General features: G+C 53.0%; 23 protein-coding genes. 13 read left to right on the top strand and 10 right to left on the bottom strand.

Annotation, left to right across the window (positions count from 1 at the left end):
- Positions 1-241: 241 nt before the first annotated feature.
- Positions 242-2,257, bottom strand: coding sequence for a methionine--tRNA ligase (metG, locus tag QWY82_RS08570; RefSeq protein ID WP_290261369.1), 2,016 nt, complete (start codon positions 2,255-2,257; stop codon positions 242-244).
- Between the two features lie 205 nt (positions 2,258-2,462).
- Between metG and apbC the strand changes: the two genes are divergently transcribed.
- Together apbC and QWY82_RS08580 are read left to right on the top strand one after the other, a co-directional pair.
- Positions 2,463-3,560 carry an iron-sulfur cluster carrier protein ApbC gene (gene apbC / locus QWY82_RS08575; protein ID WP_290261371.1) on the top strand — a complete coding sequence of 366 codons (1,098 nt, stop codon included), beginning with the start codon at positions 2,463-2,465 and terminating at the stop codon, positions 3,558-3,560.
- Between the two features lie 49 nt (positions 3,561-3,609).
- Positions 3,610-4,296, top strand: coding sequence for a potassium channel family protein (locus QWY82_RS08580; RefSeq protein WP_290261373.1), 687 nt, complete (start codon positions 3,610-3,612; stop codon positions 4,294-4,296).
- Between the two features lie 17 nt (positions 4,297-4,313).
- Here QWY82_RS08580 and QWY82_RS08585 read toward each other — a convergent pair whose 3' ends face one another.
- Positions 4,314-4,691: a GFA family protein gene (locus tag QWY82_RS08585; RefSeq protein WP_290261375.1), complete on the bottom strand. Its 378-nt coding sequence runs from the start codon at positions 4,689-4,691 to the stop codon at positions 4,314-4,316.
- 248 nt (positions 4,692-4,939) lie between these two features.
- Between QWY82_RS08585 and QWY82_RS08590 the strand changes: the two genes are divergently transcribed.
- Positions 4,940-5,710: a hypothetical protein gene (locus tag QWY82_RS08590; protein ID WP_290261377.1), complete on the top strand. Its 771-nt coding sequence runs from the start codon at positions 4,940-4,942 to the stop codon at positions 5,708-5,710.
- 305 nt (positions 5,711-6,015) lie between these two features.
- On the opposite strand, the gene holA is transcribed toward QWY82_RS08590, so the two are convergent.
- From holA to leuS, 3 genes are all read right to left on the bottom strand, one after another.
- Positions 6,016-7,065, bottom strand: a complete 1,050-nt coding sequence (holA, locus tag QWY82_RS08595; protein WP_290261379.1) for a DNA polymerase III subunit delta — start codon at positions 7,063-7,065, stop codon at positions 6,016-6,018.
- An 8-nt stretch (positions 7,066-7,073) separates the two neighbouring features.
- Positions 7,074-7,610, bottom strand: coding sequence for an LPS-assembly lipoprotein LptE (locus QWY82_RS08600; RefSeq protein WP_290261381.1), 537 nt, complete (start codon positions 7,608-7,610; stop codon positions 7,074-7,076).
- 100 nt (positions 7,611-7,710) lie between these two features.
- Entirely contained in the window at positions 7,711-10,176 is a 2,466-nt protein-coding gene (gene leuS, locus QWY82_RS08605; protein ID WP_290261383.1) for a leucine--tRNA ligase, read from the bottom strand.
- 163 nt (positions 10,177-10,339) lie between these two features.
- Between leuS and QWY82_RS08610 the strand changes: the two genes are divergently transcribed.
- The 6 genes from QWY82_RS08610 to QWY82_RS08635 all read left to right on the top strand — a co-directional run bounded on the left by QWY82_RS08610 (position 10,340) and on the right by QWY82_RS08635 (position 13,904).
- Positions 10,340-10,807: a zinc ribbon-containing protein gene (locus QWY82_RS08610; protein WP_290261385.1), complete on the top strand. Its 468-nt coding sequence runs from the start codon at positions 10,340-10,342 to the stop codon at positions 10,805-10,807.
- 3 nt (positions 10,808-10,810) lie between these two features.
- Positions 10,811-11,752 (top strand): GGDEF domain-containing protein, encoded by a 942-nt coding sequence (locus QWY82_RS08615; protein WP_290261387.1) that lies wholly within the window; start codon positions 10,811-10,813, stop codon positions 11,750-11,752.
- Positions 11,753-12,021: 269 nt separating this feature from the next.
- Entirely contained in the window at positions 12,022-12,402 is a 381-nt protein-coding gene (locus QWY82_RS08620; protein WP_290261389.1) for a hypothetical protein, read from the top strand.
- Between the two features lie 89 nt (positions 12,403-12,491).
- A complete protein-coding gene (locus QWY82_RS08625; RefSeq protein ID WP_290261391.1) occupies positions 12,492-12,911 on the top strand; it encodes a hypothetical protein in 420 nt (139 codons plus the stop codon).
- Between the two features lie 51 nt (positions 12,912-12,962).
- Positions 12,963-13,199 carry a CDGSH iron-sulfur domain-containing protein gene (locus tag QWY82_RS08630; RefSeq protein WP_290261393.1) on the top strand — a complete coding sequence of 79 codons (237 nt, stop codon included), beginning with the start codon at positions 12,963-12,965 and terminating at the stop codon, positions 13,197-13,199.
- 30 nt (positions 13,200-13,229) lie between these two features.
- Positions 13,230-13,904: a nitroreductase gene (locus tag QWY82_RS08635; protein WP_290261395.1), complete on the top strand. Its 675-nt coding sequence runs from the start codon at positions 13,230-13,232 to the stop codon at positions 13,902-13,904.
- 5 nt (positions 13,905-13,909) lie between these two features.
- On the opposite strand, the gene lnt is transcribed toward QWY82_RS08635, so the two are convergent.
- The 5 genes from lnt to miaB all read right to left on the bottom strand — a co-directional run bounded on the left by lnt (position 13,910) and on the right by miaB (position 19,368).
- Positions 13,910-15,445, bottom strand: a complete 1,536-nt coding sequence (lnt, locus tag QWY82_RS08640) for an apolipoprotein N-acyltransferase (RefSeq protein ID WP_290261397.1) — start codon at positions 15,443-15,445, stop codon at positions 13,910-13,912.
- A gap of 4 nt (positions 15,446-15,449) precedes the next feature.
- Positions 15,450-16,301: a CorC family transporter gene (locus QWY82_RS08645; protein ID WP_290261399.1), complete on the bottom strand. Its 852-nt coding sequence runs from the start codon at positions 16,299-16,301 to the stop codon at positions 15,450-15,452.
- An 85-nt stretch (positions 16,302-16,386) separates the two neighbouring features.
- Positions 16,387-16,860 (bottom strand): rRNA maturation RNase YbeY, encoded by a 474-nt coding sequence (ybeY, locus tag QWY82_RS08650; RefSeq protein WP_380736336.1) that lies wholly within the window; start codon positions 16,858-16,860, stop codon positions 16,387-16,389.
- Positions 16,861-16,871: 11 nt separating this feature from the next.
- Entirely contained in the window at positions 16,872-17,894 is a 1,023-nt protein-coding gene (locus QWY82_RS08655; protein ID WP_290261403.1) for a PhoH family protein, read from the bottom strand.
- Between the two features lie 112 nt (positions 17,895-18,006).
- Positions 18,007-19,368 carry a tRNA (N6-isopentenyl adenosine(37)-C2)-methylthiotransferase MiaB gene (miaB, locus tag QWY82_RS08660; protein WP_290261404.1) on the bottom strand — a complete coding sequence of 454 codons (1,362 nt, stop codon included), beginning with the start codon at positions 19,366-19,368 and terminating at the stop codon, positions 18,007-18,009.
- A 190-nt stretch (positions 19,369-19,558) separates the two neighbouring features.
- Here miaB and QWY82_RS08665 point away from each other — a divergent pair, with 190 nt between their 5' ends.
- The 4 genes from QWY82_RS08665 (at position 19,559) to QWY82_RS08680 (ending at position 23,526) form a co-directional block, all read left to right on the top strand.
- Entirely contained in the window at positions 19,559-19,897 is a 339-nt protein-coding gene (locus QWY82_RS08665; protein ID WP_290261405.1) for a DUF1820 family protein, read from the top strand.
- Between the two features lie 301 nt (positions 19,898-20,198).
- Entirely contained in the window at positions 20,199-20,810 is a 612-nt protein-coding gene (locus QWY82_RS08670; RefSeq protein WP_290261406.1) for a LysE family translocator, read from the top strand.
- A 6-nt stretch (positions 20,811-20,816) separates the two neighbouring features.
- Positions 20,817-21,536: a mechanosensitive ion channel family protein gene (locus QWY82_RS08675; protein WP_290263499.1), complete on the top strand. Its 720-nt coding sequence runs from the start codon at positions 20,817-20,819 to the stop codon at positions 21,534-21,536.
- A 70-nt stretch (positions 21,537-21,606) separates the two neighbouring features.
- The gene (locus QWY82_RS08680) at positions 21,607-23,526 is read left to right on the top strand and encodes a cation:proton antiporter (RefSeq protein WP_290261408.1); all 1,920 of its coding nucleotides are present in this window, start codon (positions 21,607-21,609) and stop codon (positions 23,524-23,526) included.
- Positions 23,527-23,609 lie beyond the last annotated feature (83 nt).

Below are 23,609 nucleotides of genomic sequence, written 5' to 3' on the forward strand. Positions count from 1 at the left end.
TATCAGTGAGGTCGATATGACCAGCAATATAACCAGAGGGTTATGCTTATACCTGTTGTGAATATGCTTAAAGCCGCAAGCCGCAAGCCGCAAGCCGCAAGCCGCAAGCCGGATGGCCGGCCCCCGCAAGCCCGGCCCCCGCAAGCCCAGCCCCCGCAAGTCGCCTATGGTTTTGCTTGTAGCTTGTAGCTTGTAGCTTGTAGCTTGTAGCTTGTAGGGGGCGGCCCCCGCCTTGTAGCTTTTACATCACCCTCTGCCCCGGCTTAGCGCCGGCGTGGGGTTCTAGCAAGTAGATTTCTTTCTTGCCGGGGCCGGCGGCTAGTACCATGCCTTCGCTCATGCCGAACTTCATCTTGCGCGGTGCCAAGTTGGCCACCATCACCGTGAGTTTGCCCACCAAGTCTTCGGGCTTATAAGCGCTCTTGATGCCGGAAAACACATTGCGGGTTTCACCGCCTATGTCGAGGGTGAGTTGCAGTAATTTATCGGCGCCTTCCACGTGTTGAGCGTCTTTAATTAACGCGATGCGCAAATCCACCTTGGCGAAATCATCGAAATTAATTTCCGGCGCTAAGGGCTCGTCCACCAGCGGGCCGCTGGCGGTAACGGCGGGAGCAGCTTCAGGTTGTTTGTTGGCTTCAATCATGGCGTCTACGGCTTTTGGGTCTATGCGGGTCAATAGGGGTTTAAATTCGTTGATGGCTGAACCTGCGCGGTAGCTTAGCGGCGCGTCCCAATTCAAGGTTTCGCCCAAGAAGGTCTCGGCCTCGGCGGTTAATACCGGCAGCACGGGTTTTAAGTAGGTCAGCAAGGCGCGGAACATGTTGATGCCGAGCGAGCAGATGGCCAGTACTTCGGCTTCTGTACCTTCTTGCTTGGCCAGCGACCAAGGCGCTTTGGCGGCAATGTATTCGTTGGCGATATCGGCCAGCGCCATAATGTCGCGCATGGCTTTGCTGAATTCGCGCGCCTCGTACAGCGCCGCGATGTTTTCGCCGGCGTCGACGAACTTGGCCCACAATTCCGGCTCGGGGTTGGCAGCTAAAACACCACCGGACTTCTGCACAAACTTGGCAGTGCGGCTGGCGATGTTAACCACCTTGCCCACCAAATCTGAATTCACTCGGCCGACGAAGTCGTCCATGTTCAGGTCTAAGTCGTCGACACCGGCGGTGAGCTTGGCCGCGAAGTAGTAGCGCAAGTACTCGGGGTTTAAATGTTCTAGGTAGCTGCTGGCATTGATAAAGGTGCCGCGCGACTTGGACATCTTCTTGCCGTTCACCGTTAAAAAGCCGTGTACGCACACCTTGGTGGGGGTGCGGAATTGCGCCGACGATAGCATGGCGGGCCAGAACAGGGCGTGGAAATTAACGATGTCTTTGCCGATGAAGTGATACAGCTCGGCGGTGGAGTCTGGCTTCCAGTAGGCATCCCAATCTTGGCCGGTGCGGTCGCACAGGTTTTTGTGGCTGGCCATGTAGCCGATGGGCGCATCTAGCCAAACATAAAAAAACTTGTTGGTTTCACCGGGTATTTCGAAGCCGAAATAGGGCGCGTCGCGGGATATATCCCACTCTTGCAGGCCTGAATCCAACCACTCGGCCAGCTTGTTGGCTACCTCGGTTTGCAGATGGCCGGCGCGGGTCCAGTCCTTTAGAAAATCTTGGAAGGCGGGCAGGCGGAAGAAAAAGTGTTCGGAATCTTTAGCGATGGGGGTGGCGCCCGAAATCACCGAGCGCGGGTTAATTAAATCCGCCGGTGAATAAGTGGCACCACAGGCCTCGCAGTTGTCGCCGTACTGGTCTTCGGTTTTACATTTCGGGCAGCTGCCCTTGATGTAACGATCGGCCAAAAACAGCTGTTTTTCTGGGTCAAAAGCTTGGGTGATGGAGCGGCTGGCGATGTGGCCATTGGCTTTTAAACGCTCATAAATCAAGCCCGACAACACCTTGTTTTCGTCCGAGTGGGTGGAGTGGTAGTTGTGGTGATTAATGAGGAAGCCTTTGAAATCCGCCATATGCTCGGCTTTCATGTTTTCAATATGGGCTTCGGGGCTAATACCTAACTCCTCGGCTTTGAGCATGATGGCCGTGCCGTGGGCGTCGTCGGCACACACGTAGGTGCACTCGTGGCCGCGGGTTTGTTGGAAGCGCACCCAAATGTCGGTTTGGATGTGCTCAAGCAAGTGACCTAGGTGTAAAGACCCGTTGGCATAGGGCAGGGCGCTGGTCACCAAAATTTGACGGCGTTGGCTCATTCACAATCTCTCAAAGCAGGTTCTTGGCTGCGGGTTTAAGGCGCAGGCTGAAAAGCCGCGAACTATAGCATTTTTGTAGGCCTTTAGCAGGTTTAAGGTTTTTTACCGCGAGGCAAAAATCACGCGGGAAATCCGTTACCATAGCGACCTAACGCAAGGTTGATGGCGCCCGCTTGGTTGGGCGCGCAAATTTCGAGGTATGACAATGTCCAGCGCCAGTTCTAGCCCAGATGTAGCCGCGATCCACAAAGCGCTCAGTTTCGTCAAAGACCCCTGCACGGGGCAAAATCTAGAGGCTTTAGGGGCTATTGCTGGAGTCGAAGTTACCGGTGCCGACGTTAAAGTGCATGTGATTCTGGGCTATCCAGCGTTGAGCTTGAAGGCACAGATTGAAGAACTGGTGTGTGTGGCGGTTTCTACCGTAGATGACGTCGCCACGGTGACCACAGATGTGGGTTGGTTGATTAAACCTAAGCCCACGGCCAATCAAAAAGAGCCGCTACCCGGTGTGGCTAATATCGTCGCCGTTGCCTCGGGTAAGGGCGGCGTGGGTAAATCCACCACCACCGTCAACCTCGCGCTGGCCTTGGTGGCTGAGGGCGCCACGGTGGGCATTTTGGATGCCGATATCTACGGTCCCAGTCAGCCGCAAATGTTGGGTGTGGGCAATGTGCGGCCGCAAATTCGCGGCCAAAAACATATGGAGCCCATTACTGCGCACGGTGTACAAGTTAACTCCATGGGCTTTTTGGTGACCGAACAAACCCCGATGATTTGGCGCGGCCCCATGGTCAGCGGCGCGCTTCAACAGTTGTTAGGCTTAACCATTTGGCAGGATTTAGATTATCTGCTAATCGATATGCCGCCGGGCACTGGCGACATTCAATTAACCCTGGCGCAATCGGTGCCGGTGACTGGCTCGGTGATTGTGACCACACCGCAAGATATCGCCTTGCTCGACGCCAAAAAAGGCATAGAGATGTTTCGCAAAGTGAATGTACCGGTGCTCGGTGTGGTGGAAAATATGGCGACCCATATTTGTTCGAACTGCGGCCACGAAGAGCATATTTTTGGCGAGGGTGGCGGCGAGCGCATCGCGCGCGATTATCAAACCACGCTACTGGGATCGCTGCCGCTGGACTTATCCATTCGCGAGCAGGTGGATGTGGGCGTGCCCAGTGTTGTGGCCGACCCGGAGTCCGATATTAGTCAAACTTACCGGCGCATTGCGCGACAGATGGCGGCTAATCTTTGGGTGGCGCAGGGCGCGGTGGTTCCGGTTATTGAAGTTGACGAAGATTAATAGTGTATATGTCGGCAAGTAAGTGGCGCACAAAAATAAGGTGGCATAGATGAGTTTGGTAGCCCATAAAGAGACAGGTGAATATCGTTTCCCGCTGTTACTGTTAAGTTTGTTTGGTACTTTGCTAATTCCACCCTACTTCGAAGGCCACGAGCTTTTCGCCTTGATTTGGAAACTTATTTTCACCACTGTGCTGATTTCTGCTGTTTACGTAATTGTGGAACAAAAGCGTATCTGGTTGTTTGCCATGATCCTCATGCTGCCGACCTTGGCAACCTTGTGGGTGGATCACTTTAGCGGTCATAATCGAATCGCTTTTTATGTCGACAATTTAACTACCATCGCCTTTCTGGGTTTTATTAGTTACCACTTACTGCGCATTATTTTGCTCAGCAAAAACGTGAACGCCAATATTATCTATGCTTCTATGTGCCTTTACCTATTGATCGGCTTGATCTGGGCGGCGATATTTTCCAACATCAATCTGTTTTATGATGGCGCGTTTTTATTCAATAGTGCTTCATCGCTAAAGGTCGAAGAGCAAATGATGGGCGTGTTTACCTATTATAGTTTCGTAACCCTTTCTACCCTGGGTTATGGCGATATCGTTCCCACCCACAAAGTGGCACAAAGCTGGGCGGCGGTGGAGGCGATGATCGGGCAGTTTTACATTGCCATTATTATGGCGCGTTTAGTGAGCTTGCACGCCACGGCTCATCCGAGAAATAAACCTTAATGTGTGTTGGTCTGTATTTAGCCTAAGTGCTTCAAACTCTCGGCGTGTTGTTCCCAGTTTTGCCCGTCGAAGGCCTCTATCGTTACGCTCGGCGGTGTTGTTTCTAGGCAGCGTAGGTTTATGCTGAATCCGTTTGGGTTTGAGCGCGGTGTGTAAAAGGCTTTTACTCCGCAGTGCTTGCAGAAGGTGTGCTTCGCAACGGCGGTGTTGAAGGTATAGGTTGTAATATCATCCTTGCCTTGCAATAAGCTAAATCGTTCGGCTGGCACGATAACGTGTATGAACCCCAACTTGTTGCACATAGAGCAATTACAATCTTGTGCTTGAATGCTGTCGGGTAATAGGGCTTCAGCTCTAACGGCGCCACAGTGGCAGCTAGCGATATATTTTTTCATGGTGAATTAAGACCGTTTCTTGGTTTGGCAAATTTATCGCATGTCACTTTGCGTGTCACCTAGATGCCACTTTTATCGCGATAGCTGGGGTTCGGCTTCGCGTTAACGTGATTTAACGTCGATCCGGCGCAATTGAACTGGGTTTGGTCGCGTAATCCTAGGTATTGGCTCTGTTTGACGCTAATTTTGTCCGATTTTCTGCATCATAAAAATTGAATCATCATAAAACATAGAATAAGGAGAGTGATGTGAAAAGCCTGCCTCGTATCCAAACTGCGGTTGTGGCCCTAGGGCTAGTTGTATCCCTGCTATTTTCGGCTTCGTCTTTCGCCGATGCATCAGCGGTGCAAAAGCTGTTGTCCAGCCCAGATCGCTCCGAAGCGGATCGCGCAAGGGATCAACGCGATAAGACCGCCGAGCTTATCGCTTTTTTTAATGTGTCGAAGGGCGATAAGGTGGTCGATGTGTTCGCCGGCGGTGGTTACTGGAGCGAAGTGTTTGCCGCAGCAGTGGGGCAGTCAGGCCAAGTGCTGGTACATAACAACGAAGCCTATAAAAAGTTTGTCGGCCCCAATGTGCATTTGCGTTTTCAGGATAAGCCCTTACCTCAGATCGCCTTATACGATCGCGAAGTCACGGATCTCGGTTTGGCGGAAGCCAGTCAAAATGTGATCTATATGGGCATGTCTTTTCACGATTTGTATTTTGTTGATGCCGAGTCTTGGCCTGCCATCGATAGCGATGCCTTTATCGCCCAGTTGCACGCAGCCTTGGTGGATGGTGGTCGGTTAATTATTGTCGACCACGCCGCAAAAGCCGGCACCGGTGCGGCAGCAGCGCAAGATTTGCACCGCATTGAAAAGGACTTTGTCATTCAAACCCTAGAGGCGCGAGGTTTTCGTTTGGCCGAGCAGAGCGCGTTGTTAGCCAATGCCACCGACTCACTCGAGGCGAGCGTATTTGATAAAAGTGTCCGAGGCCAAACTAATCGATTTATTTTGGTTTTTGTGAAGGGTTAAATAGGAAAAGGAGTTTACAGTTTACAGCTAACAGGAAGAGCGCAAAGGTTAAGTTTAGTGACTTGCCTTCAGTGTAAATTGTTAACTAGTTGTTCTTAAAGCGTGCTGGATGAAATCAAACGGTTCGTTGTCGATTGTGTGGACGAATAAATTGCAAGACGTGAGGGTCGGTAAACAGGAAAAGAGTTTACAGTTGACAGCCTACAGGGAAGGCAAGAGCAAGAACGCAAATGTTGCGCGCGGAGAGATTGCTTTTCCTGTCAGCTGTAAACTGTTGACTCGCTTTCCTAAAACGCTTTGCGCTTTTAAAGACTTAAACTCATGCGGGTGTTGGCCGGTGATAGGCTGCGCACACCGGATAGATGTAAAATTAAATCCAATAGTTCGTCCCAGGGTTCGGCGTCGCGCATGCCTTTAACGGCGCGATCGACGCCGTTGGCCTTGCGCAATAAGGCGTCTAATTCTGGGGCTCTTAATCTTCCTAGCGCCGCTTTCACTAAGCCCTTTCGATTTTCCCAAACCCCTGCTTGTTTCGCCGCCCAATCAAAATTACTGCCGCTTTGGGTGTCGTAGGCCACTTGAATGAGGGTGCGAATTTCTCTGGCCAGTGCCCATAAAATGGCCAAGGGTTCAGTGCCTTCACCTTTTAAACCTTGAAGGTTGCGCACGGCGCCATGGGTGTCGCCCATCAGCGCTTTATCCACCAAGCCAAATACATCGTAGCGGGCACTGTTGGCTACCACGTTAGCCAGCAGTTGTGCACTGACTTGGCCATCGGGTGCGATGAGCTTTAACTTTTCAATTTCTTGTGCAGCGGCGAGGAGGTTGCCCTCAACCCGTGTGGCAAGCATTTCAATGGCGGCGCGATCGGCATTGAGGCCGGCTTGGCGCAAGCGTTGATCTAGCCACTGCGGCAATTGTGCGGCACCAACAGGCCAAATTTGCACGAAGGCGCCGGCCGTTTCCAAAGCGCCAAACCATTTTGCCTTTTGACCGTTGCGATCGAGCTTTGGTAACACGACTAATAGCAAATTATCTTCCGGCGGGCGCTGGGCGTATTCCTGCAGCGCCTTGCCGCCCTCAATGCCGGGTTTGCCGTTGGTGATGTGCAGTTCGATAATTTTCTTTTCGGCAAACAGGCTCATGCTGGCGGCGGCATTGCTGAGTTGATGCCATTCGAAGTTGTTGTCGGCGTGGTAGCGCTCGCGCTCGGTAAAGCCGTTGCTACGGGCTTGAGCGCGAATAGTGTCGCAAGCTTCCTGAACTAGCAGGTGCTCGTCGCCGCTGATCACGTAAACCGGCAGTAGCTGCTTTTTTAGCGCGGCGCTGAGTTGTTCGGGGCGTAATTTAGCCATGCGGGTAATTAGTTCGCGGTGCTGGTTTGGCTGTTATGTTGCGAATCATCTTGTTGCGCGTTTTGTTTGGCTAAAAAACTCATGCGTCGGATCAATTGGCTAGCCAATTCACGGGTCATTTCGTCTTTGACTAATTGGCTTTCATTGGCCGCACCGAGAACTTGGGTAGCATCGAAGTTAACAGAGCGCACAACTTGGACATTATCCGCCGCACCTAGAACTGTGCCGTCGGTGCGGCGCAGTTCGAAGTTGGCCGACGAGGTGTATTCGTACTCGGCCGCCAAGGCGTCGCTACCTAAAGCGGCCGTGCGTTGCTTGGTGTCTTCGTTCGAAATGGCCAAAATATATTGGGCGTCGCTCGCGTTCGCGGCCAAGGCAATGTTGTTGGCACTGAGCTGTTTGTCGATGGCCGAGCGCAGCGACTGGCTAGCACCTGTGACATAGATGCTGTTGAGGTCAGCGGGTAAATCGAGTGCACCACGCAGATGCCAACCGCAACTGGATAACACTAACATGGCGGCGAGTATTGCTATGAATCGTGTCATATATTGTTATCTTCTCGAAGTATGCATTGCTTGGTTTCTTGGGCGAGAGTCAAGTGCGCTCTCGCCCCAACCGCGTTCAGGGCTTTAATGGCGTTTAGAGCTATTTAACCGCGAAGGTGACCAGTTTGCCTGGAATCACTTTACACATTTTAATCTCTACGCCCTCTAAAAACTTTTGTACGTTTTCATTGGCCTTGGCCATGGCGATGATGCTGTCGCTATCGGCATCGGCGGCAACTATCAGCTTGGCGCGCACCTTGCCGTTGATTTGCACCACCAATTCCAGTTCGCTTTTTACTAGCGCGCTTTCATCAACGCTAGGCCAGCCGGCATCGAGTAGGTTGTCGCCATTGCCCAGCGCTTGCCACAAAGTGTGCGAAATGTGCGGCACGATGGGTGCCAGCAGTTGCACGGCGGCGACTAAGGCTTCGCGCTCAACGCTTAAGTCTTGATCGGCCTTGCGCGCAAACCGGCTCACTTCATTCAATAATTCCATCACCGCGGCAATGGCGGTGTTGAAGGTTTGCCGGCGGCCGAAATCATCGCTCACTTTGGCGATGGTTTCGTGGGTTTTGCGACGCAAATCTTTTTGTGGGCCGGTTAAGTTCGCAGCGTCCAGCGCGGGTGCAACACCGGCTTCTAAATGGCTGTGTACTGCCTTCCACAATTTGCGCAGGAAGCGGTGGCCGCCTTCAACGCCGGCGTCGTTCCACTCGAGCGATTGCTCTGGCGGTGCGGCGAACATGGTAAATAAACGCACGGTATCGGCGCCGTATAAATCGATCAACTCTTGTGGATCGACGGTGTTGCCCTTGGACTTGGACATTTTGGTGCCGTCTTTTAGCACCATGCCCTGGCACAGCAATCGCTTAAAGGGTTCGTCGCCACTCACTAAACCTTCGTCGCGCATTAATTTGTGGAAAAAGCGCGCGTACAACAAATGCAAAATCGCGTGTTCGATACCGCCCACGTATTGATCCACCGGTAGCCAATAATCTGCTGCAGCCTTGTCGATCATGCCGCCTTCGAAGTTGGCGCAGGTGTAGCGCGCGTAGTACCAGCTCGACTCCATAAAGGTGTCGAAGGTGTCGGTTTCGTGTTCCGCTTCTTGGCCATTAATCTCGGTTTTGCGCCATTCGGCATCTTGTTTGATGGGCGAGTGCACGCCGTCCATGGTGACGTCTTCCGGCAACAAAACGGGCAGGCGCGAGGCCGGCACGGGAATTTCTTGGCCGTCTTTTAAATACAAAACAGGGATGGGCGAACCCCAGTAGCGCTGGCGGCTAACGCCCCAATCGCGCAGGCGGAAGTTGGTGGTGATTTTGCCTTTGCCTTCGGCGCTGAGCTTGGCGGCGATGGCGTCGAAGGCGGCTTGGAAATCCAGCCCATCGAAATCGCCCGAATTGATTAGCTTGCCTTTTTCGGTGATGGCGGCCTTGCTGATATCGCCTTCGCCGGCAATCACCTGGCTGATAGGCAGGGAATATTTTTGCGCGAATTCGAAGTCGCGCTGATCGTGCGCCGGCACGGCCATCACCGCACCCGAGCCGTAATCCATCAGCACATAGTTGGCCACCCACACAGGTACAGGCTCGCCCGTTAGCGGGTGCAGGGCTTTAATACCGGTGTCGAAACCTTTCTTTTCCATGGTGGCCATGTCGGCTTCGGATACCGATTGCACCTTGCACTCGGCGATAAAGGCGGCGAGGCCTGTGTTGGTTTCGGCAATCTTTTTGCTAATCGGGTGCTCGGCGGCGAGGCTCACATAGGTAACGCCCATTAAGGTATCGGGGCGAGTGGTGTAGACGTCGAAGCTTTGGTAATCGCCCACCGCATGTTCCAAGGCGAAGGTCATATCGACGCCCTGACTGCGGCCAATCCAGTTGCGCTGCATGGTGCGCACTTGCTCGGGCCACTCGTCCAGCTGATCTAAATCGTTGAGTAATTGCTCGGCGTAGCGGGTGATTTTGATAAACCACTGAGGGATTTCTTTGCGCTCGACTTTGCTATCGCAGCGCCAGCAGCAGCCGTCGATCACTTGTTCGTTGGCCAATACCGTCATGTCATTCGGGCACCAGTTAACCGAGGAGACTTTTTTATAGGCCAAGCCCTTTTCGATTAAGCGGGTGAAGAACCATTGCTCCCAGCGGTAGTAGTCGGGCTTGCAGGTGGTCACCTCGCGGCTCCAGTCGAAGCCGAAACCCAAGCGCTGCAACTGGCCGCGCATGTAATCGGTGTTGGAGTAGGTCCAGGCCGCCGGTGCGGTGTTGTGTTTGATGGCGGCATTTTCCGCCGGCAGACCGAAGGCATCCCAACCCATGGGGTGCAGCACGTTCTTGCCTTGCATACGCTGATAGCGCGCAATCACATCGCTGATGGTGTAGTTGCGCACGTGGCCCATGTGTAGCTTGCCGCTTGGGTAGGGAAACATCGACAGGCAGTAGAACTTTTCGCGCTTAGCATCCTCTTTAACGTTGAAGCTTTTGCGCTCGTCCCAAAAGGCTTGGGCGGCAGTTTCTATCTGGTCTGGATGATAGTGTTCGGATAGCGGCAGGTTAGTTGTCACGATGAGCCTATACTTACTAATGGTGGGTGCAGCAATGGGCTGCGCAAAGCGGGCAATTATAGAGCTAAGCCCACCAGAATGGTACGTCGGCGGCCAGATCTTCGGGAATAAGCCCTTGATTTGTGGCCGAGTTTTGTACAGGTAGAGGTTGGAGGTGCAAACAATGGTAGAGCAAACACACGATAGCCCTGTGGGCGCAACTGCGGATGCCAAATTGGCCGAGACGCTGAGCGACGCGGTAGAGGCGGAGTTGGGTAGTTTTATCAAGCTGGAGCTGGCGGCCGAGCAAATGCTCGAGGACGAAACCTTATTGGTTAAAGCCTACATCAAAGATGATGCCGCCAAGGCGCAGAGCTATTTGATGGAGCTGGGCTCGGAAATTAAGCTGCTGGAATCTCGCACTGCCCAGTGGCTACTGGATGCGGCCGACCCCACCGCCATTGATTGGTATCGGCTGGCGCATTTAATGGGCCATGGCGACCAGGTGTTAATGGCCGGCGAAGTGGCTGAGAATGAGTCCTTGCGCTGCCTAGACTGCGGCGCCGGCACCAAAGTCACCGGCCTAGTCACGCTGCAACCCTGCCAGAATTGCCAGTGCGACGTATTTCAGCGCCAACCGAGGAATCATTAACGCATGACACAGTTGAACGATGTACCGGTGGCGCAGTTGATGTCGCGCCGGGTTATCTGTGTTGCCCCCGAGGAGTCCATTGCTGTTGCCTTGAATACCCTGAGGGCGCATAAGCTGTCTTGCTTGGTGGTGCAGACGCCGGCTGGATTGGAAGGCATTTTGACCGAGCGCGACTTGGTTGTGCATTTCGATAACCTCGTGAGTGCCGAGCAGCTTAACGTAAGAAACCTCGGCTGTGTGCGTCAATTGATGTCCGCGCCGGCGATCACCGTACAAGAGGATGACGGGTTACAAACGGTGCTCGACGTGAGTGTCCGGCAGGGCATTCGCCATTTACCGGTGGTCAATACCTCTGGCGAGTTGGTCGGCGTGGTAACCCAAACGGATTTGGTGCGCGCCTATTCACATATTCTTGAGCGCCAGCTGGACTTGGTGAGCGACAACAAGCGTTTAATGGCTTTGAGTTTGATTGATCCGCTTATGTCCATCGGCAATCGCCGCGCCATGGAAGGTGACCTAAAGCATGTACAGGCTAAGGCGCAGCGCACGCAATCACCCTATGGGTTGGTGCTGCTGGATGTGGATTGGTTTAAGCGCTACAACGACCACTATGGTCATCAGCTCGGTGACCAGGCCTTGCGCGCGGTAGCCAAGGCCATTGGCGACAGCTTGCGTCAGGGCGATAGGTTGTACCGCTATGGAGGCGAAGAGCTGATTTTAGTCTTGCCCGACACCGATCAGGCCGGCGCTTTGCAGGCCGCGGAACGGGCGCGCGAAGCCGTAAGTCAATTACAGCTCGAGCACCAAGATAGCCCGCTTGGGCATTTAACGGTCAGCGCGGGTTTGGCGTCCGGAGATGGCGATTGGCAGGCGCTGGTGGCGGGCGCGGATTCGGCTCTGTACGAGGCGAAAGAAAACGGCCGCAATCAAACGCGGGCGGTATAACATCAGCTGCTCCGGCGTTCGCCCGAGACTGTGTTGTACTTAATGCCCCGCCAGTGGTTAAAAATTAAGCCCTTGTGCCTTCAAGTAACATCTTCTTGTCACATTTCGAAACGAAAATACCTCGTCTTTTGGAATAAGAGGAAAAGCCCTTGGCTCCTATTTGCTCTATGGTAGACTGCGCGAACATTCAGGGGTGGCCAATTTGGTGCACTTTTGCTTGTTATAAAAACATTAAAAATTATAACTATAAGTAAGTATCCCAGGGTCCTATGTTTAGTAAAAACAGTGAGTTCACCCCCGTGATGTTAGAGAATCGCCTGGGGCAACCGGTTGAAGCAGAGATTTTGCTGCACGGCGATGCCAGCACCGATTTGGTCGTTATTCGCTCAAAAGATAGCGTCGCCGCGCGCCGCTTGAGTAAGAATATCGAGTATTTTGCGCGTCAATTGCTAGTCCTGTGCGAGAGCAACAGCGAGCGATTGCACTTAGTGGAATGGCGCGAATTCGAAGACCGCGAGTGTTTATGGCGTTGGCGGTTTAACTGGGTAGGCTCTTGTCCGTTAGAAGCGAAGGCCATCGCTATCAGTAAGGCCGGTCACCATAAATATATCAACGGATTATTAAGTAGCCTAACCGCTGCTGCCGCCTAAACGGAATGTTGGCGAGGATGCTCTTAGTGCAGGGTAGCGCATGAGTGTTTTTAGATGTGAGTCCAAACGTTTAATCGCGGAGTTTTACCATGAAGCCAAACCTGCTACCCAGCCTATCCAATGTCGAATTAATCGATAAAGACGGCAAGGCGGTACAATTACACATTCGACTCTACCAGCACAACGGCCGCTACGCCTTATTCATGGCCGATGTACCCACAGCGCCGACCCTAGCTCGCAACGCCGCTACCTTTATTGGCCAGTTGGTTGCTCGGTTGGAATTGCCGCAAGAGGCCACCAGCTTTTATCGTCACATTTATATGCCCCATCAGGGCAGTGTATTTGGCTGCTTTCAACTCGGCTGGCAGGCCGGTCAAAAAATCAGTCATTACACCTTTTCCATGATGACGCCCAACATTGAAGATTTGGCTATTCGCCGGTTTTTGAATGAAGGCAAGGTGGTACCGGTTTCCTACGCTAAACTTCGCAATTTGGCGCCCGCGGTTTAAGCTGTTTTAACAGTCTCTTTATTGAGCCGTTTAAAATAGGAGGAAACCGTTATGACACAAGCACATAGAGCCTCTGATGTACCTTTCGTTATCGACGTCGTGGCTGGCCAGAGTTATTTTTGGTGCAGCTGTGGGCGCAGCAAAAGCCAACCCTTTTGCGATGGTAGCCACAAGGGATCTGGCTTTTCGCCCCTGCCCTTTGTCGCGCAAAAGTCGGAGAAGCTGTTTTTCTGCGGCTGCAAGTCGACCTCGCAAGCCCCTTTTTGCGACGGCTCTCACAACCGTTAATCTTCATTTTCTTAAAAAGTTATCAAGTCTATGAGCATTTCTCTCGATCAGTACCGTCAATGGCTGGCCGAGCGCCACTCGGTGCGCGCCTTTACCCCGGAGCTTGTCGAGCATGGCTTGATTAAGGCTATCTTTACCGCGGCGCAGCAGGCGCCGTCTAATTGTAACTCGCAACCTTGGCGGGTTTGGCTAGTGCGAGGCGAGGCCTGTGAGCGTTTGCGTCAGCAGTTGGTAACGGCGGTCAGTCAGGGTGAGATATATCCGCAGGATTTTACCTCCGTGGAAAATTTTTCCGGCTTGTATCGCGAGCGCCAAATAGACTGCGCGCGCGCCTTGTACGACGCCATGGGGATAGAGCGCACGGATAAGCCGGCGCGCTTGGACGCCATGTTGCGCAACTACGCGTTCTTCGATGCGCCGCAGGTGCTGTTTATCGGCATGAACAAGGCGTTTGGCTACAACAATGCGCTCGATGTGGGGATTTATGTGCAGTCTTTAGTGTTGGCGATGCATGCCGCCGGTTTGGGTGCCTGTGTGCAAGGAGCGCTGGCCCATCACGCGCCCTTAGTGCGCCAATTCGTCAATATGCCGGACGATGTTGGCTTGTTGACCGGTATTTCCTTCGGTTATCCCGCCCCAACACCAGCCAATAGCGCGCGCACCACGAGAGCGAACTTTGATGAAGTGGTGACAGTGATTGAATAACCCTTTTACTCGGCGGCAGGCGCTTTTTTGCGTCGGCTGATTAAGCCCAAGCCAAGCAAAAGTAAGCCGCAAATGATGAGTATCGGGGCGCTGCCACTCGACATAAAGGGCGTGTTACCGGTGCGCGGTTGAACCTCACCCTCGAGCGTTGCCTGAACAAACTGTTTGCTGCTCGCCGTAATCTTTCCGCGCTCATCGATAATGGCTGAAATGCCGTTGTTGGTCGCGCGTATGACATAGCGGCCGGTTTCCAGAGCTCGCATTTGCGCCATTTGTAAATGTTGAATGGGCGCTAAAGACTCGCCGAACCAGGCGTCGTTACTCACCGTTAAAATGGCTTGGGCCTGGCGGGCGCCGCTGGCAATTAAATCTGGGTAGACAATTTCATAGCACACGGCGGGCCAGATGGGGGTGCCGCTTAGCATTAACGGCGCTTGCTCGCTCGGACCCTTGTGCAGCACGGACATAGGTAAATTAAAAAATTGGATTAAGCCGCGCAGTTGCGCTTCAAGTGGCACGTATTCGCCAAAGGGTACCAAGCGTTGCTTGTGATACAGGCCACTGCCTTGCCCGACAACGACCAAGCTATTGAAGTAGCGCGAGACAAAAAAGTGCCGGCCGTTTTTATTCTCGCTATTGATTTGATCGGTGATAACCCCGGTGACGAGGGCGGTTTGCGTGGCCTGTGCTTGCTCGGCCATGGTCGCAATAAAAGGCTGGGCTTCACTTAACACAGTGGGTAGCGCGGCCTCGGGCCAAATTAACCAGTCGGCGCGCCATAGGGATTCACTTTGCGCGACGAGTCGTTGATAGGTTGGCTCTAGCCAATCTCTATCCCATTTGTGTTCTTGCGGAATGTTGGGTTGCACCATGGCCACGGTTTTCATCGGGCCGGCGGCCTGCGTCCATTGCTTTTGCGCCAGCAGGCCACCGATAGCGATGATACCGATTAACAGGCTGGCCGCGACTAGGCGTTGTTTTAGTGTGGTTTGAATCAACGCGAGTAGACTCACGGCGCAACAGGCCAGTAAAAAACCCAAGCCGAAAATACCCAGCACCGGCGCCCAGCCGGCGAGCGGAGTTTCCAAATGCCCATAGCCAATATGGAGCCAGGGAAAACCGGTAAAAATCCAGCTGCGGTAAGCTTCATTTAAGGCCCAGAGGGCGGGGAAACCGCGCAGAAATAATTGCGGTGAAGGCCTGCCGAAGCGCTGCCAGCACCAGAAGGGCAGGGCAAACATAAAGCCGAGAAATACCACGAATAGCGTTGTCAGTAGCACACCTAAAAAGACTGAGGCGTTACCGTAGGTGTGAATGCTCACAAAGACCCAGCTGACGCCGACGCCGTAAAGACCGATGCCATAGGCAAAACTGGTGCGAAAAAAGCCCAGCGTTGGTTTGTAGTAAAGGATGGCGGCGAAACTTAGCAAGCCTAAAAACGCAACCGGCCAGTAATTAAACGGCGCCAGGCCCAGCGGTTGGCAGGCGCCGGCCAGCAAGGCTGCGGCAAACAGGGGTGTTTGGCGCAGGGCCTTGTTCATGGCGTTAGGTTTCCAGTGGGGTGCTGACGCGCAGTAAATGTAACTTGCGGCTATCTGAGTAGAGTACGGTAAAGGTGTAGCCGTCGATGGTGACCGACTCATTGCGCTTGGCTAGATGACCAAAGGCGTTGAGTACGACACCGCCAATGGTGTCAAAGTCGTCTTCGGGAAAACCGCAGGAAAAGAATTCGTTAAAGTCGTCCACCGGGGTTAGGGCTTTGACGATAAACACATTGTTCTCTAATTTTCGAATATCCGAATCGGTATCTTCTTCATCGGTCTCATCTTCGATTTCGCCAACGATTTCTTCCAAAATATCTTCGATAGTCACCAGCCCAGAAATGCCGCCGTACTCATCCAACACCATGGCCATGTGATAGCGGTTCTCGCGGAATTCGCGCAGCAAGATGTTGAGGCGCTTACTCTCTGGGATGACGTTAGCGGGGCGAATCATCTGCTCTAGGCTGAAATTTTCTTTGCCTTTGAGCACTAGCGGTAATAAATCTTTGGCCAGTAGGATGCCGCGCACGTTGTCGGTGGATTCTTCGATCACGGGAAAGCGCGAGTGACCGGATTCAATAATGCGCGGGAGAAATTGCTCCGGTGTTTCTTCGATGCGAACCACCACCATTTTGGAGCGTGGTACCAGAATGTCGTGCACCCGTTGATCCGATACTTCAAGCGCGCCTTCGATAATGTGCAGGGCTTCTTGGTCGAACAGGTTGCGGTCGGCGGCTTCCTTGATAATGGTCAGCAATTCGGCGCGGGAGGTGGGTTCGGTAGAAAATGAGCTCATCAGTTTACGCAGCCAAGATCTATCTTGCTGCTTCTGACTACTCGGTGGTTCGTCGCTCATGGCGCCTTAAATATCCTGTGGTAATGAATGGTTTCGAAACCTTGGCCGGCATGCAACCAAGACATCAAAAGAGGGGTCATTTTACTTAAACTTCGCGATCTGCATAGGGGGCAGAGTAGCCTAATTCGGTAATTATCCGCGTTTCGAGTGCTTCCATGGCCTCGGCTTCGTCGTCGTCGATGTGATCGTAACCGAGCAGATGCAGGGTGCCGTGCAGCACCATATGGGCCCAGTGGGCCTCGAGAGCCTTATTTTGCTCGGCCGCTTCGCGTGCCACCACGGGCGCGCAAATCACTAAATCGCCAAGTAGGGGTAGCTCTAGCTCGGGCGGTAGCTCGGCCGGGAAGGACAGAACATTGGTGGCGTAGTTCTTACCGCGGTACTCATGGTTCAGGCTTTGGCCCTGGGCCTCGTCCACGATCATGATGCTAACTTCGGCTGTCGCCTGATGAGCGCCAATAGCAGCCGCAACCCAGCGCTCGAACTGGGCTTGGCTTGGGATATTAGGTGCTTTACTGGCGGTGTCGACATCGACGGTAATCGCCGTCGGCTCATCCATGGGGGCTGTGGTCACAGGCGATTATCCGAATGTTTTGACTCGAAGTCCTCGTAGGCCTCAACAATGCGTTGCACCAGTGGATGGCGCACTACGTCCTTAGACAAGAAGTAGGTGAAGCTAATGCCGGCCACCTTATCGAGCACTTCCATCACGTGCTTTAAGCCCGATTGCTGGCCCCTGGGCAGATCTATCTGCGACGGGTCGCCGGTAATGATGGCGGTGGAGCCGAAACCGATGCGGGTCAGGAACATTTTCATCTGCTCGCGCGTGGTATTTTGGCTCTCGTCCAAAATCACGAAGGAGTTGTTCAGGGTGCGCCCGCGCATATAGGCCAGGGGTGCCACTTCGATGACATTGCGCTCGATGAGCTTGCCCACCGTGTCGTGACCGAGCATCTCGTACAGCGCGTCGTACAGTGGGCGCAGGTAGGGGTCGACCTTTTGCGATAAGTCGCCGGGTAAAAAGCCCAGCTTTTCGCCGGCTTCTACCGCCGGACGCACCAGCAGTATGCGCTCGACTTCGTCTTTCAGCAGGGCTTCCACGGCGCAAGCCACGGCGAGGTAGGTTTTGCCGGTACCGGCTGGACCCACGCCAAAGTTGATATCGTGGGTTTGCACGGCTTTGACGTAGCGCTGCTGGTTGGCTCCGCGTGCGCGCACCGTGCATTTGGCGGTGCGAATTAAGGTAATAGGCTCGGCCGAGTGGTTAACCTCTTCCATGTTGGCTTCAAGGTCTGATTGCTGTAGCGCCAAGTGCACCTCGTCTGCTGTTAATGCCTGATTGTTGTTCAAGCCTGCGTACAGGCTTTGCAGTATGTGTCGCGCTGCTCGGGCTGGTCGAACCGCGCCCACGAGCGCGAAATCCGCACCTCGGTTGTGGATGCTGATGTTAAGCCGTTGCTCTATCTGTTTTAGGTGCGCGTTCATCGGGCCGCATAATTGGGCCAGTCGCACGGGATCTTGGGGTTCGAGTGAAAAGGTGTCTTGGGGTTTGACGTCAAGCGGGGCTTGAGCGTGGGTATCGGCAGTATTCAAATGTCAGTGTCTTCCTTTGCGGTCGGTGTCATTCCAGATTACCCCATGGGGGGCATGGGTGGAATGACCCGAAACAGCTAATTTTTTATATTAACGGCGTTGCTTATATCGATTAATCATCGAGCTCTGAACTGATTAAGGTGCCACGCAACGAATTAGACAAGGCCTCTTCAATCAGGATATCGGCGAATTTGCCGATTAGCTCTGACTGATCTGAGCGGAAATTGACCACGCGATTGTTTTCGGTCCGGCCCGATAGCTGGCCAGGGTCTTTCTTCGATACACCGGTGACCAACACCCGCTCGGTGTTGCCCACCATGGCGCGGGCAATCATTTGTGCCTGCTGATTAATTTGATGCTGCAGCCGGTGCAGGCGCTCTTTCTTGAGCGCTTCTGGGGTATCGTCTGGCAGATCGGAGGCCGGTGTGCCTGGGCGACGGCTGTACACAAAGCTGAACGACAGGTCGAAGTTCATGTCGGTGATCAGCTTCATGGTGGCTTCGAAATCGGCCTCGGTTTCGCCCGGGAAACCGACAATGAAGTCGGACGAGAAGCAGATGTCGGGGCGAATTTTCTTCAACCGACGCAGTTTAGATTTGTATTCCAAGGCGGTGTGGCCGCGCTTCATGGCCGCTAAAATGCGGTCTGAGCCGCTCTGTACCGGCAGGTGTAAATGGCTAACCAGCTCGGGCACCTTGCCGTATACCTCAATCAAACTATCGGAAAACTCCACCGGGTGGGAGGTGGTGAAGCGAATCCGGTCTATGCCATCGATGGCGGCCACGTAGGTAATGAGTTCGGCTAAGTCTGCAACCTGACCGTCGGCTGTGTCGCCGCGATAGGCATTGACGTTTTGGCCCAGCAAGTTCACTTCGCGCACGCCTTGGGCGGCTAGGTGAGCAACTTCGGTGAGGACGTCGGCCAGGGGCCGTGAAACCTCTTCGCCGCGGGTATAGGGCACCACGCAAAAGGTACAGTATTTTGAGCAGCCTTCCATAATCGATACGAAAGCCGTGGCGCCATCGGCCTCCGGCTGCGGCAATCGGTCGAACTTCTCGATTTCAGGGAAGCTGATATCCACCACCACGGCGCCTGAGTCGCGCTTGGTTTCGATCATCTCGGGCAGTCGATGCAAGGTTTGCGGGCCGAAAATAAGGTCGACAAAGGGCGCTCGCTTGCTAATAGCCTCGCCTTCTTGGCTGGCCACGCAGCCGCCGACGCCAATCACGATATCGGGGCGCGTGTCTTTGTAGTTTTTCCAGCGACCGAGCTGGTGAAAGAGCTTTTCTTGGGCATTTTCCCGAATTGAGCAGGTATTGATCAGTAATACGTCGGCTTCTTCGGGGTTGTCTGTGGTCTCCATTTTATGGGAATCGCCCAGCAGGTCGCGCATGCGAGCTGAATCGTATTCATTCATCTGGCAGCCGTGCGTCTTGATATAGAGCTTTTTAACGGCTTTCTCAGTGGTGGACATAGACAACACCTGTATAAAACTTGAACAATCGAAAAATGGCCGCGCATTATAGCGGGGCAGCAGGCCCTTGCCCAGTTGGCATTGCTGGGATTTGTGGTATCCTTGCGCGCCTTTCAGGTGACAGGGTCCTAGCGTCCGTATTTAGGGTGTATCTTAGGTTTGTCGCCGTCTCTATTTTAGTGTGTTTGTCATGTCGTTAAGTCCTACCTATAAAGTCATCTTCTACAACCAAAATCAGGTGTATGAGGTTTACGCGCGCGCCATCTACCAAAGTGAAATGTACGGTTTCATCGAAGTCGAAGAATTTGTGTTCGGTGAAAAATCCGCCATTGTGGTAGATCCGGGTGAAGAGAAGCTAAAAACTGAATTTGCCAAAGTGAAACGTTCGTATATCCCTATGCACAGCATCATTCGTATCGACGAAGTGGAAAAGGAAGGCTCCGCCAAGGTGGTAGAGATAAAAACGGGCGATAAAGTGACTCAATTTCCCTTCTCGGGCAACTTTCCCAAGCCGGCGAGCGATCAATAAACCCCGTCTCTGGCGGCTTTGAATTGGCAGTTGATTGGCACATTTGTAAGTAAAAGCAATGGTTTAGCTGGTTTTTGTGACGCCTGCCTTGAGTCTCGTGCGGGTCGGATGCAGAGCAGTTTTGTACATTTGTATGCTTTTGTCTCGCGCAGCGGTTTCCTCGCGCTGCCAGCCCGGCGCTTCCTTGCGCCAATCGAGCTTGCCGCTAGGCGAAAATAATACCGATTAATTGCCCTTCCTACTTTACAGCTGGGAAAGCCTTGGCCCACAATGCCGGTTCCTTAGCTACCCACTAGGTCCAATGGACACCGGTCTTTTAGCGTTATTCGTTCCTATATTTTTTCTGGTTTCTATCTCCCCTGGCATGTGCATGACGTTGGCCTTGACCCTTGGTATGGCCATAGGCGTAAGGCGCAGTCTGTGGATGATGGCGGGCGAGCTCACGGGCGTTGCCCTTGTGGCCATTGCCGCGGTGCTTGGCGTTGCCGCCCTCATGCTGAATTACCCAAGTCTTTTCACGGTGCTGCGCTATGTGGGCGGTGCTTATCTCTTGTGGTTGGGCTGGAAACTGTGGCGCGCACCGCCGCCGGATTTGAGCCAGCCGGGCGCTGCCCCGCAAACTCGTCTAGCGCTCGTGTTGCAGGGCTTCACCACCGCGGTGAGCAACCCGAAAGGTTGGGCTTTCATGGTCACGCTCCTGCCACCCTTTTTACGCGATGATCTACCCTTGTGGTCTCAACTCGGGGCATTGCTGGTCATTATCGTCACGATCGAGTTTTGCTCCTTGTTGCTTTATGCCAATGGTGGTAAGCATCTGAGCCGCTTTTTGGCTAAAGCCGGTGGTGCCCAATGGCTTAACCGTATTGCTGGCAGTTTAATGGTGCTGGTCGGCGTATGGCTGGCGGTAGGGTAGGTCGTGATGTTTGAAGGAATAGACCCAAGTATGTTTTTAACCTTAGTGATGCTGTCGCTCTACACCGCTGCATTTTTAGTGTTTCGTTATTTATTTGAGCGCGGTCTGCGCAAGCTGGCGATAAAGCAAAATGTGGGTGAGTTGGGCGTTGCATTTGCCCTGCGCTCGCTCAATACCGTTCTGTTTGTCGCCTATGGTTTACTGGTGCTGGGTGTCTTTGGTTTAGATTTTAGCGACGTTGAGGTACTGTTGAGTTCCGTTTTCGCCGTGGTTGGCGTGGCCTTTTTTGCCCAATGGTCGATTCTGAGCAATATCACGGCGAGCTCCATTATCTTCTTTAGTTTTCCCTACCGCGTTGGCGATTGGGTGCAGGTGGTCGAAAAGGATATCGATGTGGTTGGCCTGATCGAAGATATCAGTTTGTTTCATGTGCTGATCCGCAACGCCCGCGGCGAACTTATTACCTATCCGAATAATTTGATCCTGCAAAAGCCTGTGTTGCGTTTTAACGAAAAGCCACAGGATCAATTGCCGAGTACGATGTCGGAAGAATTAGTGCCCTTTAATGTGGGGCAAAAAGTGCGGGTGGAAACCCTTGATCAGGTGACCGAAGGCTCGATTACCCATAAAAATCTTCAGCGCATAGTGTTAAGTGACGACGACGGCAAGTTGTGTGTATTGCCCACACAGAGATTGCAGCGGTCGATCATCACCTTGCTGTCGTAGCGGTAGTTTTAGTTTTTCAGCGTTACTAAAAAATGTGCGTTGCAATAGAATTTTAACGAGGAAAGCGTAAATGAATATTGACCCGATGGTGTTACTTGTAGGTGTGGGTCTATTGTCGATTACCTGCCAGTACTTGGCCTTTAAAGTCAAAATCCCAGCCATTCTGCCGCTGTTAGTAACGGGTATTTTGCTCGGCCCAACCTTTGGTGTACTAGATCCAGACGCACTCTTCGGTAGTTTGCTTTTCCCGCTGGTTTCGCTCTCTGTTGCTATTATTTTATTTGAAGGCGCTTTGACGCTGAAGTTTGAAGACCTCGCTGGTCACGGCTCCATGGTACGCAATTTATGCACCGTTGGTGCCGCTGTTACTTGGGCGGTTGCAACCCCAGTTGCGCATTATGCGCTGGGGATGTCGTGGCAAATGGCTTTTTTATTTGGCGCCATCGTAACCGTGACCGGGCCTACGGTTATTGTGCCCATGTTGCGCTCTGTGCGCCCAACCGCAAAGGTCTCTAACATTTTACGCTGGGAAGGTATTGTTATCGATCCCATCGGTGCCTTGCTCGCGGTTTTGGTTTACGAATATATTATTGCGGTACAGGATGCTTGGACCCATACCTTACTCACCTTCGGCTTGGTATTGGCAGTTGGTTTTGGCTTGGGTGCGTTAATGGGTTATGGCATGGGCCTCGTGTTGCGTAAAAATTGGATGCCCCATTATTTACAAAACACGGCGGTTTTAACCTTGATGCTCGGCGCCTTTGCCGGCTCAAACATGTTGGCCCATGAATCTGGCCTGTTAACGGTTACCGTGATGGGGATGTGGTTGGCCAATATGAAGGATGTTGAGGTTGACGACATATTGGAATTCAAAGAAACCTTAAGCGTTCTGCTTATTTCGGCTCTCTTTATTTTGCTCGCTGCACGCTTAGATTTCGGCTCGATTATTCAGGTGGGCTGGGGCGCCATATTGGTGCTGATTGCAATTATCTTTATCGCGCGGCCGATTTCCGTTTTGGTTTCTTCGATTGGCACGGGTTTAAATTGGCGCGAATTAGGTTTGCTCAGCTGGATAGCGCCGCGCGGTATTGTGGCGGCCGCGGTATCTGCACTTTTTGCCTTAAAACTTGAAGAGCTCGGCTATGCCGAAGCGGACTTGTTAGTGCCTATGGTGTTTTTAGTCATTATTGCAACGGTGGTTTTGCAGAGTTTAACCTCGGTGCATGTTGCCACTTTCCTAGGTGTGCGTGCGCCAGCGCCAAACGGCTTTTTAATCTTCGGCGGCAGTAAATTTTCGCGTATGTTGGCGCTTGAATTGATGAATAAAAATATTCCGGTGCGCATTGCCGATACCAACTGGGATTCTATTCGCCAGGCCCGCATGGATAATATTCCTACCTATTACGGCAACCCTATTTCCGAGCATGCCCGCCGCACCATGGATTTATCCGCCATGGGGCAGGTGTTGGTGATGTCGCCCTACCGGCAGCTCAACCCACTGGTGACCTATCATTTCGAGCACGCCATGGGCAAAGGCTCGGTGTTGGGCTTGAGTGCCAATGAGCAAGAAAGTCGAGCCAGTCATCAGGTGTCTGAGTCCTATGCGAAAAAGTTGGGGCTGTTTTCCGAATCCGCAACTTACGGGCGCTTGGCCAGTTTAGTGGCTAAGGGCGCGACCATGAAAACCACAAAGCTATCTGAGGCTTTTACCCTTGAAAAATATCATGAGACCTATGGTGTAAGAGCGCTGCCCCTCTGTGCGATAGACCCCAACGGCCAGATTTTTATCTATACCATCTCCCATGAATTCAAAACCAAAGCCGATTGGCAGATTGTGAGTTTAGTGACGCCTGAAACGGCCGAGGAGAAGGCTGCACGGGAAGCGAAAGAGGAGGCGGCGAAATTACAGAAGGAGGCCGATGAGCGGGCGCTGAAAGAAGCTAAACAGCGGGAAGTTGAAGGTGATATGCCACCGGCCACTGAGTCGTAAATGCGTGGTGTGCTACAGCATTGCTGCGAAGGGCGGCGCCACTTAACATTTGAACGAATAATATCTTAAGCTAGTCTGATGTT

The organism is Simiduia curdlanivorans, assembly GCF_030409605.1.
Lineage (GTDB): Bacteria > Pseudomonadota > Gammaproteobacteria > Pseudomonadales > Cellvibrionaceae > Simiduia > Simiduia curdlanivorans.

Bases quoted from the DNA above. Each gene is read 5' to 3' on its own strand.
- QWY82_RS08615 (WP_290261387.1), top strand. From the start codon at position 10,811: ATGACACAGTTGAACGATGTACCGGTGGCGCAGTTGATGTCGCGCCGG.
- QWY82_RS08680 (WP_290261408.1), top strand. From the start codon at position 21,607: ATGAATATTGACCCGATGGTGTTACTTGTAGGTGTGGGTCTATTGTCG.
- lnt (WP_290261397.1), bottom strand. From the start codon at position 15,445: ATGAACAAGGCCCTGCGCCAAACACCCCTGTTTGCCGCAGCCTTGCTG.
- holA (WP_290261379.1), bottom strand. From the start codon at position 7,065: ATGGCTAAATTACGCCCCGAACAACTCAGCGCCGCGCTAAAAAAGCAG.
- apbC (WP_290261371.1), top strand. From the start codon at position 2,463: ATGTCCAGCGCCAGTTCTAGCCCAGATGTAGCCGCGATCCACAAAGCG.
- QWY82_RS08580 (WP_290261373.1), top strand. From the start codon at position 3,610: ATGAGTTTGGTAGCCCATAAAGAGACAGGTGAATATCGTTTCCCGCTG.
- ybeY (WP_380736336.1), bottom strand. From the start codon at position 16,860: ATGGATGAGCCGACGGCGATTACCGTCGATGTCGACACCGCCAGTAAA.
- QWY82_RS08630 (WP_290261393.1), top strand. From the start codon at position 12,963: ATGACACAAGCACATAGAGCCTCTGATGTACCTTTCGTTATCGACGTC.
- QWY82_RS08620 (WP_290261389.1), top strand. From the start codon at position 12,022: ATGTTTAGTAAAAACAGTGAGTTCACCCCCGTGATGTTAGAGAATCGC.
- QWY82_RS08600 (WP_290261381.1), bottom strand. From the start codon at position 7,610: ATGACACGATTCATAGCAATACTCGCCGCCATGTTAGTGTTATCCAGT.
- QWY82_RS08665 (WP_290261405.1), top strand. From the start codon at position 19,559: ATGTCGTTAAGTCCTACCTATAAAGTCATCTTCTACAACCAAAATCAG.
- QWY82_RS08635 (WP_290261395.1), top strand. From the start codon at position 13,230: ATGAGCATTTCTCTCGATCAGTACCGTCAATGGCTGGCCGAGCGCCAC.
- QWY82_RS08610 (WP_290261385.1), top strand. From the start codon at position 10,340: ATGGTAGAGCAAACACACGATAGCCCTGTGGGCGCAACTGCGGATGCC.
- metG (WP_290261369.1), bottom strand. From the start codon at position 2,257: ATGAGCCAACGCCGTCAAATTTTGGTGACCAGCGCCCTGCCCTATGCC.
- QWY82_RS08645 (WP_290261399.1), bottom strand. From the start codon at position 16,301: ATGAGCGACGAACCACCGAGTAGTCAGAAGCAGCAAGATAGATCTTGG.
- QWY82_RS08585 (WP_290261375.1), bottom strand. From the start codon at position 4,691: ATGAAAAAATATATCGCTAGCTGCCACTGTGGCGCCGTTAGAGCTGAA.
- QWY82_RS08625 (WP_290261391.1), top strand. From the start codon at position 12,492: ATGAAGCCAAACCTGCTACCCAGCCTATCCAATGTCGAATTAATCGAT.
- QWY82_RS08670 (WP_290261406.1), top strand. From the start codon at position 20,199: ATGGACACCGGTCTTTTAGCGTTATTCGTTCCTATATTTTTTCTGGTT.
- miaB (WP_290261404.1), bottom strand. From the start codon at position 19,368: ATGTCCACCACTGAGAAAGCCGTTAAAAAGCTCTATATCAAGACGCAC.
- QWY82_RS08675 (WP_290263499.1), top strand. From the start codon at position 20,817: ATGTTTGAAGGAATAGACCCAAGTATGTTTTTAACCTTAGTGATGCTG.